The organism is Lachnoclostridium sp. An138 (assembly GCF_002160765.1).
Lineage (GTDB): Bacteria > Bacillota > Clostridia > Lachnospirales > Lachnospiraceae > Laedolimicola > Laedolimicola faecalis.
Window position 1 is genome coordinate 118,882 of sequence record NZ_NFLF01000001.1, and the last position, 15,943, is coordinate 134,824.

14 protein-coding genes are annotated in these 15,943 nt (G+C 52.7%); 1 reads left to right on the plus strand and 13 read right to left on the minus strand.

Translation table 11 applies throughout. The features are described from left to right. Window positions 1–16: 16 nt before the first annotated feature. The 9 genes from murD to udp all read right to left on the minus strand — a co-directional run bounded on the left by murD (window position 17) and on the right by udp (window position 10,247). Window positions 17–1,375 carry a UDP-N-acetylmuramoyl-L-alanine--D-glutamate ligase gene (gene murD / locus B5E82_RS00545; protein WP_087305260.1) on the minus strand — a complete coding sequence of 453 codons (1,359 nt, stop codon included), beginning with the start codon at window positions 1,373–1,375 and terminating at the stop codon, window positions 17–19. Window positions 1,376–1,432: 57 nt separating this feature from the next. Beyond that, window positions 1,433–2,389 carry a phospho-N-acetylmuramoyl-pentapeptide-transferase gene (mraY, locus tag B5E82_RS00550; protein ID WP_087305262.1) on the minus strand — a complete coding sequence of 319 codons (957 nt, stop codon included), beginning with the start codon at window positions 2,387–2,389 and terminating at the stop codon, window positions 1,433–1,435. Window positions 2,390–2,499: 110 nt separating this feature from the next. Then, window positions 2,500–4,260, minus strand: a complete 1,761-nt coding sequence (locus B5E82_RS00555) for a peptidoglycan D,D-transpeptidase FtsI family protein (RefSeq protein ID WP_087305264.1) — start codon at window positions 4,258–4,260, stop codon at window positions 2,500–2,502. Window positions 4,261–4,354: 94 nt separating this feature from the next. After that, window positions 4,355–6,532: a peptidoglycan D,D-transpeptidase FtsI family protein gene (locus B5E82_RS00560; protein WP_087305266.1), complete on the minus strand. Its 2,178-nt coding sequence runs from the start codon at window positions 6,530–6,532 to the stop codon at window positions 4,355–4,357. A 5-nt stretch (window positions 6,533–6,537) separates the two neighbouring features. Beyond that, window positions 6,538–7,071 (minus strand): hypothetical protein, encoded by a 534-nt coding sequence (locus B5E82_RS00565; protein WP_087305268.1) that lies wholly within the window; start codon window positions 7,069–7,071, stop codon window positions 6,538–6,540. An 18-nt stretch (window positions 7,072–7,089) separates the two neighbouring features. Continuing rightward, window positions 7,090–8,025: a 16S rRNA (cytosine(1402)-N(4))-methyltransferase RsmH gene (rsmH, locus tag B5E82_RS00570; RefSeq protein WP_087305270.1), complete on the minus strand. Its 936-nt coding sequence runs from the start codon at window positions 8,023–8,025 to the stop codon at window positions 7,090–7,092. Between the two features lie 17 nt (window positions 8,026–8,042). Beyond that, window positions 8,043–8,480 (minus strand): division/cell wall cluster transcriptional repressor MraZ, encoded by a 438-nt coding sequence (mraZ, locus tag B5E82_RS00575; RefSeq protein WP_087305272.1) that lies wholly within the window; start codon window positions 8,478–8,480, stop codon window positions 8,043–8,045. A gap of 276 nt (window positions 8,481–8,756) precedes the next feature. After that, window positions 8,757–9,374, minus strand: a complete 618-nt coding sequence (locus tag B5E82_RS00580) for a DedA family protein (RefSeq protein ID WP_206415600.1) — start codon at window positions 9,372–9,374, stop codon at window positions 8,757–8,759. A 99-nt stretch (window positions 9,375–9,473) separates the two neighbouring features. After that, a complete protein-coding gene (gene udp, locus B5E82_RS00585) occupies window positions 9,474–10,247 on the minus strand; it encodes a uridine phosphorylase (RefSeq protein WP_087305274.1) in 774 nt (257 codons plus the stop codon). Between the two features lie 166 nt (window positions 10,248–10,413). Here udp and B5E82_RS00590 point away from each other — a divergent pair, with 166 nt between their 5' ends. Beyond that, entirely contained in the window at window positions 10,414–11,229 is an 816-nt protein-coding gene (locus B5E82_RS00590; RefSeq protein WP_162610663.1) for an SseB family protein, read from the plus strand. Window positions 11,230–11,374: 145 nt separating this feature from the next. Here B5E82_RS00590 and ychF read toward each other — a convergent pair whose 3' ends face one another. The 4 genes from ychF to B5E82_RS00610 all read right to left on the minus strand — a co-directional run bounded on the left by ychF (window position 11,375) and on the right by B5E82_RS00610 (window position 15,942). Then, window positions 11,375–12,472 (minus strand): redox-regulated ATPase YchF, encoded by a 1,098-nt coding sequence (gene ychF, locus B5E82_RS00595; protein WP_087305278.1) that lies wholly within the window; start codon window positions 12,470–12,472, stop codon window positions 11,375–11,377. Window positions 12,473–12,872: 400 nt separating this feature from the next. Continuing rightward, window positions 12,873–13,982 carry an RIP metalloprotease RseP gene (gene rseP / locus B5E82_RS00600; protein ID WP_087305280.1) on the minus strand — a complete coding sequence of 370 codons (1,110 nt, stop codon included), beginning with the start codon at window positions 13,980–13,982 and terminating at the stop codon, window positions 12,873–12,875. 1 nt (window position 13,983) lies between these two features. Next, the gene (locus B5E82_RS00605) at window positions 13,984–15,126 is read right to left on the minus strand and encodes a 1-deoxy-D-xylulose-5-phosphate reductoisomerase (protein WP_087305281.1); all 1,143 of its coding nucleotides are present in this window, start codon (window positions 15,124–15,126) and stop codon (window positions 13,984–13,986) included. Between the two features lie 12 nt (window positions 15,127–15,138). Next, on the minus strand, window positions 15,139–15,942 hold the full coding sequence (locus tag B5E82_RS00610; RefSeq protein ID WP_087305283.1) for a phosphatidate cytidylyltransferase: 804 nt from the start codon (window positions 15,940–15,942) through the stop codon (window positions 15,139–15,141). Window position 15,943 lies beyond the last annotated feature (1 nt).

Consider the following 15,943-nt stretch of genomic DNA (forward strand, 5'->3'; position numbering starts at 1 on the left):
CCTCTCTCTTCCTTTTTTAATCTGAAAGTTCCCGGACGTATTTTTTAAATAATCTTCCTCTCTGCTCGTAATTATCAAACATGCCCCAGCTGGCGCAGGCTGGCGACAGAAGCACCGCGTCTCCGGGCCGCGCCTTTTCGGCGCAGACCTTTACCGCCTCCTCCAGGCTGCCGGTAAATACAATATTCGTAAAGCCATGCTTTCTGGCGGTCTGCGCAATCTGCTCCGCAGTCTGGCCCAGAAGCACCAGCCACTGCACCTTATCTCCAAAACTCTCGATCCAGTCGTCGAAGGATACGTGCTTATCATAGCCTCCGCCGATGAGGACCGTAGGACGGTTCATAGCCTGGACTGCCTTGATGGACGCGTCCGTGTTCGTTCCTTTGGAATCATTGTAATAGGCCACGCCTTTCTTTTCCGCCACGAACTCAATCCGGTGCTCCACCGCCGTAAAGTGAATCACTGTCTCCCGGATATTCGGAAGGGGCACGCCCATGGCCGCCGCAATGGCAATGGCTGCCATCACGTTTTCATAGTTATGGGTTCCCAGAAGCTTCAGCTCGCTGATATCACAGATTTTCGTGCGGACGGCGTCATCGCAGTAGACGATGGAGCTTCCGTCCAGAAATACGCCCTGATCCAGTATATGCTCCCGGCTGAAATACAGAACTGACGCCTTCACCTGTTCTCCGAAACGCCTCGTCTCCTCGTCGTCATAGTTGAGCACGCAGGTGTCCGTCTCATCCTGGTTTTCCGCTATTCTCTCTTTCGTGCGGATATAGCAGTCCATCGTATGATGCCGGTCCAGATGATCCGGCGTGATATTCAGAATCGCGCTGACCTTCGGATGAAAATTCTCGATAGTCTCCAGCTGGAAGCTGCTGATCTCCGCCGCCGTCACGCTGTTTTCCGTCATGTTCAGGGCTTCATGGGTATAGGCTGTCCCGATATTACCCACCACAAAGACTTTCGGAAACCAGCTTTTGAAAATCTCTCCCACCAAAGTGGTGGTCGTCGTCTTTCCATTGGTGCCTGTAACAGCCGCCACCTTTCCCTTCCCGAAATGCCAGGCCAGCTCCACTTCTCCCCAGATCGTGGCTCCATGCCGCCGCATGTCCTCTACCAGAGGAAGATCCACCGGTACGCCGGGGCTTAATATTACAAGCTCTGTCTCTCTTTTTACCTCTTCCGGAAGCGTTCCAAGGATAATCTCTGCCCGGCTCCCCTCCGGAAGACGGCTTCTCACCTCTTCCTCTTTCAGTTTCTCACTGCTGTCATAAAGGATGGGAGAAGCTCCCGCCTTTTCCAGAAGCTCCACTGCTCCCACGCCGCTTACGCCGCTTCCTATCACCAGAATCTTTTTATCCGTTATCATCTTAGGGTTCCTCCTGTTTTTTCATTTCCGCAAATCTTTCCGATTTCCGGCTCTGTCCTATAAAGCCAGAATTCCCACCAGGCAGAGAAGCGCTGTCACGATGGAAAAGACTGCTACCACCCTGGTCTCCGACCAGCCGCAGAGCTCAAAATGGTGGTGAATAGGCGCCATACGGAAGATCCGCTTTCCCCCGCTGATTTTAAAATAAGTCACCTGAATCATGACAGAGAGAATCTCTACCCAGTAAATCAGAGCCACAATCAGAATGAAGATCGGCATATCCATCATATAGGCTGCAGAAGCCACAAAACCGCCCAGCGCCAGAGAGCCCGTATCCCCCATAAAGACACTGGCCGGATAGACATTGAACAGAAGGAAGCCCATCAGGCTTCCCACCACCGCGCAGGTAATCGGATGAAGTCCGCTCTGGGTTCCGATGGCAACCACTGAAAAAAAAGTGGCGATCAGAAGCGTCACGCTGGAAGCCAGACCGTCCAGCCCGTCTGTAAAATTCGCCCCGTTTACCGTGCCGATGATGGCCAGAAAAGCCACAGGCACCGCCAGCCAGCCCAGGTGCAGATAATGGCCCGGCCAGAAAGGAATCAGCATCGCCATATCCCCGCCCTTCAGATTATAAAGATAGAAGACAAAGATTCCGGTCACCAGAAACTGGCCCAGCATCTTCTGGGGCGGCGTAAGTCCCTCAGAACGGTGCAGCATAATCTTGATATAATCATCCAGAAAGCCGATGATTCCAAAGCCTGCGGTAACGAACAGAACAGGAATGATCTGGGGATAATCCTTCACATAAATCAGGGAAGTAATGATAATTCCCGCCAGAATCATCAGGCCGCCCATGGTGGGAGTGCCCGTCTTCTTCAGATGGCTCTGAGGCCCGTCGTCCCGCTCTGTCTGCCCGAATTTCAGCTTCCGGAGCAGCGGAATCACCACTGGCCCCAGAGCCGCGCTGATGGCAAAGGAAATCAGTATCGGCAGTATCATCGTAGCATCCATAATATTTACCTCTCACGTTCTTTTCTCCAATGCGCCGGCCTTCCGCCGGCACATCAGCATTATAAGCCTTTTCCGTCCTCCGCGCAACCTTTTTCCAGAGACCTGGCGCATCAGACTTCCTCCTCTGATTCGCCGGGGATTTCTGTCTTCTCAATTCCCAGGTACGGCAGAATATTCTCAAAAATATCCCGGATCACAGGAGCCGCGATGGTGCCGCCATAGTAAATCCCCTGGGGATTATGAATAATGCACATAGCCAGCACCTCCGGATCGTCTGCCGGCGCAAACCCCACAAAGGAAGCAATGTATTTGTTCGTTCCCCGGGGCAGCGTCTGGGAAGTGGCCGTCTTGCCGCCGATCCGGTACCCTTCTATATAGGCCTTGTTTCCTCCGCCCTCAGACACTACCTTTTCCAGAAGATAGCGCATGGTTTCCGAGGTTTCTTCGGATACGATTCCCTCCTTCGTCTCATATCGGAACCGTTTCAGCAGCTCTCCCTCACTGTTCCGGATCTCCACGCCGAAATGGGGCGTCACTCTGGTTCCTCCGTTAATGATGGAACTGATGGTCGTAGCAAGCTGAATGGGAGTAATCTGAAAGGACTGGCCGAAGGAAATGGTCGCCAGCTCCACCGCCCCGATGTTCTCCATCTTGTGCATGATGGTCCCGGCTTCTCCCGGTATGTCGATCCCGGTTTTAGACATCAGGCCAAACTGCTGAAAATACCCGTAGAAGTCTTCTACCCCGATCCGCTGGCCGATGTCGATAAAGACAGGATTGCAGGAATTCATAATGGCCTGCACAAAGGTCTCCGTCCCGTGGCCTCCCACCTTATGGCAGCGGATTCTTCGATCCTCCACCATGCGGAAACCTGGACAGTTGAAGGTATCATCCAGAGATACCACGCCCTTTTCCAGGGCCGCAGCCGCCGTGATAGTCTTGAACGTGGAGCCCGGTTCGTAGGTGTCGTTGACGCTCTGGTTCCTCCACATCTGGTTCAGCAGATCCTGAAGCTCCTGATCCGTCAGGCTGCCGGTATCCACTCCCGTATTCAGCGTGAACGGATCATTTAAATCAAATTCCGGCACATTGACACAGGCATAGATTTCCCCGTTTTTCGGATTCATAACCAGAATCGACACATATGTGGCCTGCTTTTCCTCCAGGGCCTTCAGGGCCGCCTGCTGGGCATAGAGCTGAATATTGTAATCCAGACTGACATAGAGATCATTACCCGGGACAGGCTCTACCCGCTCCTCCCCCGCGTCCGCGATCTCCACGCCCCGGGCGTCCGTCTCGGTCAGGATCGTTCCGTCGATTCCCTGCAGGTACTCGTCGTAGACCACCTCCAGGCCGATGATACCCTGGTTATCGCTGCCTGTGAAGCCCAGGACCTTGGAAGCCAGAGTCCCGTAGGGATAATACCGCTTAAAATCCTCATCCACCTTCACCCCTGCCAGCTCATAGGCCCGGATTCGATCTCCCACTTCCTTTTCCACGTTCGTCTTGATCCGTTCAATGGAGCTGTACTTCTCCACCCTTTCCCGGACCGTCTCCTCAGAAAGCCCCAGCTCGCTGCTTAAGACTTCTATCACTCTCTCCGGGTCCTCGATCTGGCTGTGCACCACAGAGATCGTACAGACGGTCCGGTTTGTGGCAAGCACGGTCCCCGAAGCGTCCACAATCTTTCCTCTTGCCGCCTTGATGCTGCGCTCCCGCTCATGCAAATCCTGCGCCAGCTCCTGATAATATTCCGACTCGAAAATCATAAGATGTACCAGACGGGCCGCCAGTCCGATCAGGGCCAGGAAGCAGACAGAAAACACAATTACGATCTTTTTCCGGTTATAGGTTTTACATTTCGGATTCATAAAAAACCCCATAAACGGTTTGTTATAAACCTATTATGGGGTCTTTTGTTTTATGCGTTTATCCGGAAAGCTCTGTCAGAGTCCGAGGGCCTGCTTACTGGGAAGCGTCTTCTTCTCCCGTATCAGCTTCACTGCCGTCCGCCGGAAGAATGGGACTATCAATGCCGCCCATCATATCTCCGGCATCTTCACTCTCCAGCTCTTCTTCTGTAGGCATGGTAACCGTCTCACCCGTATTCGGATCAATCAGAGTTCCCTCCGGCAGTTCCTCTTCCGCTGTCTCTTCTTCTGTTCCTTCCTCTGTGCTGCCGCTCTCCTCTTCCGCCGCCTTCTGGGCATCTACTTCGTCCTGCATATCCGCCGGAATCTCTTCTGTCGCATAGATGTTCAGATAAGGCATGGCTTCCGTCATAATATTCTTAAAAATCTCCTGGGCAAAGCTGCTGCTGGCCTGAGCAGTGGCATCTGCCGCATTCGGCTCGTCCACAACCACATAGCAGACCACCTGGGGATTATCCACCGGCGCAAAGCCGATAAAGGAAACCAGATATTTCCGGTCGGAACGGGGAATCTTCTGGGCGGTTCCGGTCTTTCCTCCCATGGCATAGCCTGCCACGCGGGCATTTCGTCCCGTGGCATTGTTTCCGTTGGAATCCGCCTCTCCATACATGGTATGGTACAGGTACTGGCGGATCAGGGAAGAGGTCTTTTCCGAAACCGTCTGCCTTACCAGCGTCGCACCTATGTTCTCCACGGTCCCTCCGTCCGCGTCCAGGATCTTCTTCACCACATGAGGCTGATAATAATAACCGCCGTTGATGACAGAAGAAAAAGCGGAAGCCACCTGGATCATGGTCGTATTATAGCCCTGCCCGAAAGAGCTGGTCGCAAGCTCCGTCACTCCCAGCGTGTCCTCATTGAACACCGTCGTGGCATTGTTCGCCTCGCCCGGAAGGTCGATGTTCGTCTTCAGGCCAAAATTGAAGATCTCCTGATACTTCAGATAGTTCTCATAGCCCAGCATGGCGCCGATCTGCATCAGAGCGTCGTTGCAGGAAAACATCAAAGCCCCTTCCAGGGTGATAAGTCCGTGTCCGGCCCGCTTCGCGCATTTGATTCTGGGCTGTCCCTCCACCACAGTCTGACCGCCGTCGCAGACAAAGGTGCTGGAATCCGAAACCACACCCAGCTCCAGGGCCGCAGCCACCGTCAGAGGCTTTACCGTAGACCCCGGCTCATAGCCGTCGCTGATGCAGAAATTTCTCCACATCTGGTTTCTGGCGTCCAGGAGCTCTTCCTCGCTCATGGCGTCCGCCTCTTCCTGGGTCAGATATCCGTTTTCCACCAGGTCGTGCGGATTGTTCAGATCGTAATCCACATCAGATGCCATGGCCAGAATCTCCCCGTTCTGGGGATTCATCATGATGACGCCGATATTCTTTGCCGCCGGCCCTTCCGTGTTCTTATTGGTGTAATCCTCTATAAACTTGTCAATGTATTTTTCCACAATCTCCTGCAGCGTCGCGTCAATGGTGGATACCACCGTGTTTCCGTCCGTAGGCTGGCGCACCATTGTGGACTGCTCCAGATCCTCATTCAGGTATTTGTAGCTTCTGCCGTTGGTTCCATTCAGCACATCGCTGTATTCCTGCTCAATTCCCGTCTGGCCCTGATTTCCCGTCACCGTGTAGCCAATCACATGACAGGCCAGGGAATCATAGGGATAACGCCGGATATAGGAATCCTCAAACCAGACGCCCTTGATCCGCGCTCCGGCCTCGTCGTCCTCCATCAGCGCTTCAAATTCCGAAATCTCATCCTTGGTCAGCTGCCGCAGGAGCACCACGTAGCTGCTGTCAATTCTGTCATTGTAGGTGGCGCGGAGCTCCGCCTCATCCAGACCGAAATACTGAACCAGAGCCTGAAGGGTAGGCTCCACGCAGTCCTTGTCCGGGTCCTCCTCGTCCGCGTTCTGGGAGAGCACCTTCGGGTCCAGAATCAGGTTGTATACCTTTTCACTGGTGGCCAGAATCGTCCCGTTCCGGTCCAGAATATCTCCCCGTCTGTAGGGAAGCAGCGTGCTGTTCGTGTCCTGCTGGGCCAGCACTCTTTTTGTATATTTGTCGCCGTTGGTCTTGTTGATATACGCCAGGCGCACATTTACTCCAATTAAAGCAAGCACTATTATCGTAAATAATAGTGCCAGCTTACGTTTCATTCGGTTTGTCAGCAGCGCCTTCCGGCGCGCGCGCTTTCTGCCTTCATTACTCAAATTACTCACCTGCTGATTGTGCCCAGTAAATCTTTCAATCCACTCTCTTCCTCAGGAATATCCGCATACTGCCTTACATAATCACTTCCCTCGCTGTCGTAGAGGACCACCTGATCCTCCTGTGCGTATACCATTCCCAGTTCATTGATGGCAATGTCCCGGATCTCTTCCAGATCCACGGAAGTCACCACCCGGTTGTATTCGTCGTCATTTTCTGTCTTCAGATCAGACAGCTGTGATTCCAGAGCCGCGATATTCTTTACTTTCGCTGTATTATCCGCCTGCAGCTGAAGATATCCGGCGCACACCCACAGGGTCAGGCCGCAGGCCGCTGTCAGAAAAAGCACATAGCCAAGTCCCAGATTCCGGGGCTTTGCGTGTCCCGCATGACGTACTTCCGGCCTGCGGCGGCGTTCCCGCCTCTCCGCCGGATTTCCGCTGGTCTGAAGCTTACGGACAGCGGTTCCCTCCACGTAGCCTGTCCTTCTTCTGCTGTCATCTTTTCTTTTGTCCGTGTAAATGCTTCTGATCTCTGCCATAATTTTTTCCTGACTTTCTTAAATCCGTTCAAAAACGCGCAGCTTCGCGCTTTTGGCCCTTTTGTTTCTCTCCAGTTCCTCCGGTCCCGGAAGAATCGGCTTTTTAACAGCTGTCCTGCCCTTCGGTTTTTTACCACACACACACACAGGAAAGTTTGAAGGGCAGGTACAGGGGTTTTCGTTTGTTTTAAAAATAGTCTTTACGATCCGGTCCTCCAGAGAATGGAAGGTGATTACGCAGATCCTTCCGCCCGGATTCAGCAGATCTATCATATCGTCCAGGGAATTTTTCAGAACCTCCAGCTCCTGGTTAAGCTCTATGCGGATCGCCTGAAAGGTCCTTTTTGCGGGATGTCCTCCCACCGCCCGGAGCTTCGCCGGAATCGCGCCCCGGATAATCTCCGTCAGTTCCCCTGTCGTCTCGATGGGTTTCTTCTCTCTCGCCGCCGCAATATGCTTTGCGATATTTCCGGCAAATCTTTCTTCTCCCAGGTCATGGATCACCCGGTAAAGTTCTTTTTCCGAATAACCGTTGACAATATCCCGCGCCGTCTTCGTCTGTCTCTGATCCATACGCATGTCCAGGGGAGCGTCCACCCGGTAGGTGAAGCCCCGCTCCGCCGCGTCCAGCTGATAGGATGACACTCCCAGGTCCAGCACAATGCCGTCCACCCGGTTGATTCCAAGCTTTTCAAGCTCCCGGCGCATATTACAGTAATTACTTCTGACAATCGTCACGCGGTCCCCGAACTCCTCCAGCCGCTTTCCGGCCGCCGCAATAGCGTCGGCATCCTGGTCAATCCCAATGAGTCTCCCTTTTTCCGAAAGTCTTCTGCATATCTCATAGGAATGGCCGCCTCCGCCCAGAGTCCCGTCCACATAGATGCCGTCCGGACGGATATTCAGCTGTTCAATCGTCTCGTCCAGCAAGACGGATACATGTGAAAATTCCATAGGGCGCCTCCGGCTCTTTAGATATCCAGGCCAAGCTCTGTCAGCTGTCCCGCAATCTCATCCATGTCGATTTCATCGTAATTGTTATTTTCGTTCCACTTCTGCTCGCTCCAGATCTCGATCCGGTTCAGAAGCCCCGCTAGGATAACGTCTTTCTCAATTCCCGCAAACTTACGCAGAGTAACGGGAAGTAAAATTCTTCCCTGCTTGTCAAACTCGCAGGAAGTGGCGCCCGCAGTCAGGAATCTCACGAAGGAACGGGCATTCTTATTGGTCGTCGGAAGCTTCTTGAGCTTCTCCTCATAGGCTTCCCACTCATTCAGCGGAAAGACAAAGAGGCAGCCGTCCAGCCCTCTCGTGACGATGCACTCCTCACCGAGCTGTTCCCGGAATTTGGAAGGAATGATCAGCCTGCCCTTGGCATCTACCGTATGACTGTATTCGCCTCGGAACATGGCCCTTCACCCCGCTTTCACCGTTTCAAAGTCTTATCTACCACTTTTCTTTACTTTGAAACCACCTTTCCCCACGATTCACCACTTATGGACTAATAATATCTTAATTTTTCTTAAAAATCAAGCACTTTTCCTGTGAAATTTGCACAAAAAGAAGGGACAACTACATCTTGTTTCCTCACTTTTTCAAGGTACAAGATATTGTTATCCCTTCTGAAATTTCCACTACTTACCAAAGTTCTCTCTGACTGCTTTCCCGGCGTCCTTCATAAAATCTTAAAAATCATCCCGTTTTTTGTTTCCCAGTAGCCAGAGTATGCCGCTTACCGCGCTGATGCTTAAGATAATCAGCATAATGTGGGAATACTCTCCCGCCAGATAAGCAATATATCCCCAGGATTCTCCCAGAAAGGCCCCCAGGGAAACCAGAAGGATATTCCAGATGGCCGAACCGGCCGCCGTATACAGAAAGAACCGGGGAAGCTTCATGCGGCTCATTCCCGCCGGAATCGAGATCAGACTGCGGACCACCGGCACGCAGCGACAGAAGAATACAGCCTTCGTGCCGGTTTTCTGAAACCAGCCGTCCGCCTTTTCCACATCCCCGGCCTTCAGTCCCAGAAGCTTTCCCGCCCGTCCGGATACGATTTTTTTCAGTCTTTCCTTGTTCAGCAGCATCCCTGCCCCATAGAGCACCGCGGCTCCGGCCAGAGATCCAAACGTAGCAGCGGCCACCACTCCCGGCACTTCCAGGCTTGTATAAGTCGTCAAAAAACCGCCGAAGGTCAGAATGACCTCCGACGGAATCGGCGGAAAAATATTTTCCAGGGCAATCAGAAAGAAAATGCCCCCATATCCATACTGCTCCATCAGGGAAACAATCAGCTCCTGCAAATGACTTCCTCGCTTTCATCCCCGGAGGCCCGGGAAATCTTTACTCTGAATACAGTCTATGCCTTTCTTCCCTTCTTTTAGTACCTGGCGGCGTCTTCTTTATCTTCCGGCCTTCCGGTCTGCCTCAATCAGCCTCTTCAGACCTTCCACCGCCACCCGGACGGCCCGGGAGGTATCCTCGCTCATATCCTGGTCGAGTCCCGCCGCCTCTCTCTCCTGGTTCCAGATCACATGGAAGCAGGCGCCGCACCGGCATCTCAGAGCCGACGCTGCCACAAAGAGGGCCGCAGACTCCATCTCGCTCGCTTTCACGCCCAGCCGCTTCCAGCTCTCCCATTTCTGCTGCAGCTCGTAGTACACCGGGGACTTTTCCGGAGAATGCTGTCCATAAAAGCTGTCCTTACACTGCACCACTCCCAGATGGAGGGGATAGGAAAGTTCCCTGGCCGCCTCCGCCAGACAGCCTGTGACTTCAAAATCCGGCACCGCCGGGAATTCGATGGGCGCATACTCCAGACTGGTATGTTCATAACGAATAGAACCTGTGGCCACCACAATATCACCGGACTTTACGTCCAGATCAATTCCTCCGCAGGTACCTGTCCGGATAAAGGTATCCGCTCCGCAGTCGTGAAGCTCTTCCATGGCAATGGCCGCCGAAGGCCCCCCGATTCCGGTGGAGCAGGCAGTCACCTTTTCCCCCAGCAGCGTTCCCGTCCAGATATTGAATTCCCTGTTCTGCGCCACAGGCCGGGCGTCATCGAACAGCTCCGCAATGGCAGGCACTCTGCCCGGATCTCCCGGAAGGATACAGTAACGCCCGATATCCTCCGGCATACAGTGGAGATGAAACTGTTTTTCTGTTTTCTGCATACGACAAACCTCCTGTTCAGCCCAGGCACCTGCTGCCCGGGGTATAAAAATATGGTTTACATTCTCCTTATTTGGCTTCGGAATGTCTTTCCGTTTAATATGGTTGTCTCTCAGCGCTTCTTTTGATACAATAGAGCCAGTGAACTTAGAAAGAGGTGCTGCAAATATGAGTACAGACAATCGGTTAATGATAAAAAATCTTCAGAAACTGGAACACTTTTTCACCATCACATCCCGGGCTACCAACCTGCCCTACGCGCAGTGCGATGAAACCACCTTTGACGATCAGGCCTTTCTGTTCTCCCAGGAGGAAGACGCCGCGGATTTCTGCGCAAAGCTGAATGAAGACAGCTATCCTTCCTCGGTTCTGCGGGTAGAACAGAATCAGATCCAGAAATTTTACACCGGCCTCTATCTGACTGGCATCAACCGCGTAGCCTTCCATAACGGAACCGGCTTCACCTACCTTCCTCTGGAAGAAATCGTCACCCTGAAAAAACCGGTGCAGGACGCCAAGACCCCTCCTGTCATCAATACCGCTCTTCAGCTTACGGGAATTTATTTTCTTCAGGAGCTTCGAAGACCGGGAAAGGACAACCGGGACCCGGAACGCCTGTCAAAACTCCGGGAAATGGAACAGGAGCTGATGGCCGATCTGGTCCGCTCCAGATTTATCCTTGCCCTGGATATTACAGACGTAAAAGGACGGCTGGATTTAAAGAAACCCGATCCCAATCTGAAGATGCCCTATCTGAAAAATCCTTCCGGAGACATCCTGCAACCTGTTTTTTCCGATCTCTGGGAATTCGAGAAATTCAAGGGAAAGAGCACCCGAAAGCTTCAGCTTGTAACAGTTCCCTTTAAAGGGCTTTCTTCTACCGCAATTCCCGGCGCCAAAGGCTACGCGCTGAATCCCTCCGGCTTCAACCTGGTCCTTCTGAAGGAAAAGATCGATCTGCTCGCGAAACAGGCCGGCAGCTGACACCAGACCGGACCACAGAGGGGCCTGGCTGTCATAAAGCAGTTCTGTCTGAATAGCGTCGGTGTACAAGGGGTAATACGCCTTGGTACACCGACGCTACCTTCTGCCAAAAAAGAGGCGGTTTCCAGCCGCCTCTTTTTTGTAGTTATACGTTAAACCGAAACAGGATCACATCTCCATCCTTTACCACATAATCCTTGCCTTCCAGTCTTACCAGTCCCTTTTCCCTGGCCGCCGCGTAAGCTCCGCAGTCCAGCAGATCCTGATAATTGACCACCTCCGCGCGGATAAAGCCCCGCTCAAAGTCGGAGTGAATCTTTCCGGCTGCCTGAGGCGCTTTCGTTCCATTCTTAATGGTCCAGGCCCTTGTCTCTGTCTCTCCTGCGGTCAGATAGCTGATCAGTCCAAGAAGGCGGTAGCTTGCTTTGATCAGTTTCTCCAGGCCGGACTCCCTCAGGCCCAGATCCTCCAGAAACATGGCTTTCTCATCATCATCCAGCTCCGCAATCTCCTGCTCGATCTCCGCGCAGATTACGAAAACCTCGCTGTTGTACTCAGCCGCGTATTTCCGCACCGCCTGCACATGAGGATTGGAAGCCCCGTCGTCTGCCAGGTCCTCTTCCTTTACATTCGCGGCAAAAATCACCGGCTTGCGGGTCAGCAGATTGTAGCTGGCAAGCCACTCCTGCTCGTCCTCGTCGTCAGTCGTAAAACTGATAGCCATTTTCCCGTCTTCCAGCCATGCCTTCACCCGGTTCAGAAGCTCCAGTTCCTTCGCCAGCGCCTTGTCGTTGCGGGCGCCGCGCACCGTCTTGGAAATCCGTCTCTCCAGAATCTCCAGATCTGAGAAAATCAGCTCCAGATTGATGGTCTCAATGTCGCGCAGCGGATCAATGCTCCCATCCACATGAATCACATTCGGGTCCTCAAAGCAGCGCACTACATGAACGATAGCGTCTACCTCGCGGATATTCGCAAGAAACTGATTTCCCAATCCCTCGCCCTTGGAAGCGCCTTTTACGAGTCCCGCAATATCAACAAACTCTATCACCGCCGGAGTCACCTTGGCAGAATGATACATATCTGCCAGCAGGCCAAGCCGCTCATCCGGCACCGCAACTACACCCACATTCGGGTCAATGGTGCAGAATGGATAGTTGGCCGATTCCGCTCCCGCCTTTGTAAGTGAATTAAAAAGCGTACTTTTCCCTACATTTGGAAGTCCCACGATTCCCAGCTTCATCTCTATATATCCCTCCAGAATTTCCTTTAATTATACCTCTGATAATAATAGGATGTCCCGGGGGATGTGTCAAGAACGAGATTTCATTCCTGCTTCTTCAGATATTTAACCGCGCATATTATTATCAGAATATATGCTAAAAATTTTACGATGGACATTGCAATATTAAAAATCATCGATATATACACATAAAGTTCCACTCTTTCCCTCCTGATATCAGAAATTTTTCTCACAAGTATTATACCATGTCCGGCAGCCAATGTGAATCAAAAAAAGAAGAGGCTCTCCATTAGGCAGAGATCTCAGAAATACGTTTCCCGTAGATACAAATACCCCGCGGCGCTGCCGCATTTTCCATGTTCATGCCTTGGCAGCCTGCCGCGGGGATATTAACCGCAGATTACAGGATATTTCGAAAATCATTAAACATCACGAAGACCATCAGCGCCATCAGAAGCATCAGGCCCACGAAATGTACCATGCCTTCCTTTTCCGGCGCAACTTTTTTCCCTCTCCGGACCACCTCCAGGAACAGGAAGACCAGACGGCCGCCGTCCAGCGCCGGCAGGGGCAGAAGGTTCATGACGCCCAGGTTGGCCGACAACAGAATTGAAATATTCAGCATATTCAGCCAGACGTAAAAGGCTCCGTCCTGCCTGCTGGTTTCATAGGTCTCTCCGATGGCATTGACAATTCCCACCGGGCCGGAGATATCATCAGCGCCCACCTGGCCGCCGATCAGCATTCCCAGGCTTTTGATCGTCGTGGAGATCCAATATTTCACTTCATATGCACTGTAAGAAATGGTCTGGAAAACATTTCCTTTCGTGCGCACTCCCGACCCCAGGAAGCCCAGAAGCCAGGTTCCCTCCTCATTCTGCTTCGGCTCCAGCACTGCCGTATGCTGCTCTCCGTCTCTCTCATACGTCACGGTCGTAGTCTCGCCCTGGTGCATCTGCACATAGAGACTGATCTCCCGGTACACATGGATATTCGTATCATTCATGCGCACAATCCGGTCGCCCGGCTGCATGCCTGCCTCCTCCGCAGCATAGCCTTCCATCACATCCACCAGAATGGGCGCGTCATAACCGATGCTTCCAATGATAAACAGGGACAGGAAAAAGGCCAGAATAAAATTGAAAATCGGTCCGGCCGCCACCACGGAAATCCGGGTCCAGACAGATTTTGCCGCGAAGGAATAGGAAGGCGGCTCTCCGGGAGCCCGAAACGCTTCCCCGGCTGCAATACCCGGCTGCGGCGAAATCTCTCCGCCATACTCGGAAGATTCGTATTCTCCATCCTCTCCCTCCATCATGCAGGAGCCGCCGAAGGGCAGCAGCTTCAGACAGTATCTGGTCTCACCAATCTGCCTGCTCAGGAGCGTGGGCCCCATGCCGAGGGAAAACTCATTGACACGGATGCCTCCCCTTTTTGCCAGCAGAAAATGACCCAGCTCATGAAAAATCACTATCAGACTGAATATCAGAAGCGCGAGTATTATGCTCAATCTACCACCTGCTTTCAATAAATTCGTACACGGCCTTCTCCGTATCCAGAATCTCCTCTACGGTCGGATTCGGAATCACCTTATGAGCCTCCATGCTCTTTCCGATGATCTCCGGGATTTCCAGCCATCCAATCTTCCGGTCCAGGAAGAGCGCTACGGCTTTCTCATTGGCCGCATTGTATACAGTAGGCATGGAGCCGCCGGCCGCAGCCGCGTCAAAGGCAAGCTTCAAGCCCGTGAAAGTCTCCATATCCGGTTTTTCAAAGGTAATCTCTGTCAATGTCTCAAAATCCAGACGCTCCCCGGGCAGATAACGGCGCTCGGGATAATAGAGAGCGTACTGAATCGGGAGCTTCATGTCCGGCGTTCCCAGCTGGGCGATGACAGCTCCGTCCACAAATTCTACCATGGAATGAATGATGCTTTTGGGCTGCACCACGATCTGGATATCCTTCGGCTCCACGCCGAACAGCCATCTGGCCTCCATCATTTCCAGACCCTTATTGACAAGCGTAGAGGAGTCAATGGTAATCTTCCGCCCCATAGCCCAATTGGGGTGCTTCAGGGCGTCCTCCACCTGAATATGCAGAAGCTCCTCCCGCTTTTTCCCGCGGAAAGGCCCGCCGGAAGCTGTCAGGAGAATCTTCTTAAGCTCTTTTCTGCTTTCTCCGTTCAGACACTGGAAGATAGCGCTGTGCTCGCTGTCCACCGGCAGAATTTTCACGCCGGTTTCTTCCGCCAATGGTATGATTATATGCCCTGCCGTGACCAAAGTTTCCTTATTGGCCAGAGCAATATCCTTTCCCGCTTTCATGGCCGCAATCGTAGGAACGATGCCGATCATGCCCACAATCGCCGTCACCACGATCTCTGTCTCCGGTTCCGTGCAGACTTCAATAAGCCCCTCCATGCCGGATACAATCCGCACGTCCAGGTCGCGCACTGCCGTCCGGAGCTCGCCAGCCTTCTCCTCGCTCCAGACAGCCGCTGTCTTCGGATGAAATTCCCGAATCTGCTCCTCCAGCTTTTTTATATTGGAGCCGGCCGCCAGGGCCGTAATTTCCAGGTCCCCGTTGTTTCTCGCCACTTCCAGGGTCTGTGTGCCGATGGAACCCGTGGAGCCGAGAATCGCTATCTTCTTCATTGGTATCTCCTTTTACTTCAAAAATATAACCGCCAGAATATAGATGATCGGCGCTGTGAAAATCACGCTGTCAAACCGGTCCAGAATTCCCCCATGGCCGGGTATCAGATGTCCATAATCCTTGATGTTGTGGTTGCGCTTGATAGCCGATGCCGCCAGGTCGCCCACCTGGGATACCACGGCCCCCACTGCGCAGAGCAGCGCGCACTCCGGCGGGTCCAGCCAGAAAAACATACCGTAAATATAACCAATCAGAGCCGCTCCCACAACTCCGCCAATGGCTCCCTCAATGGACTTTTTCGGACTTAACACAGGAGCCAGCTTATGCTTTCCAATCAGCATTCCGACTGCGTAGGCGCAGGTATCGCAGCCCCAGGAGCAGATAAAGATCAGGAAATAGATAAGGCTTGTGCTTTCTCCCTCTATGGGAAGCATTCTGGTCTGCCAGATAAAAGAAAGCATTACCGGCACATAGACAAAGCCCAGAAAGGCTTCTGCGATCTCCTCCGTCTTGTACTTTGGAAATGTAAATACATAGACTGCCATCAGGATCAGCAGATACGCAATCAGGAAAAAGAGGGCAAACTCATCCAGATCCCACTGCCTCAGCCCCACATAATAAAAGGCCAGGAAAACTATCCCCCAGACTCCGGGAGCCTTTCTTTGCAGCTGGAACACCTTTAAGAATTCTTCATACCCAATAAGAGAAATGGCAAGAGTCAGCGCATACAGCACATCCCCTCCCAGTATTCCGGCCGCAATGATGATGGCAAGCAGAACGATTCCGCTGAACAGCCTGACAAAAAACGCCTTCATC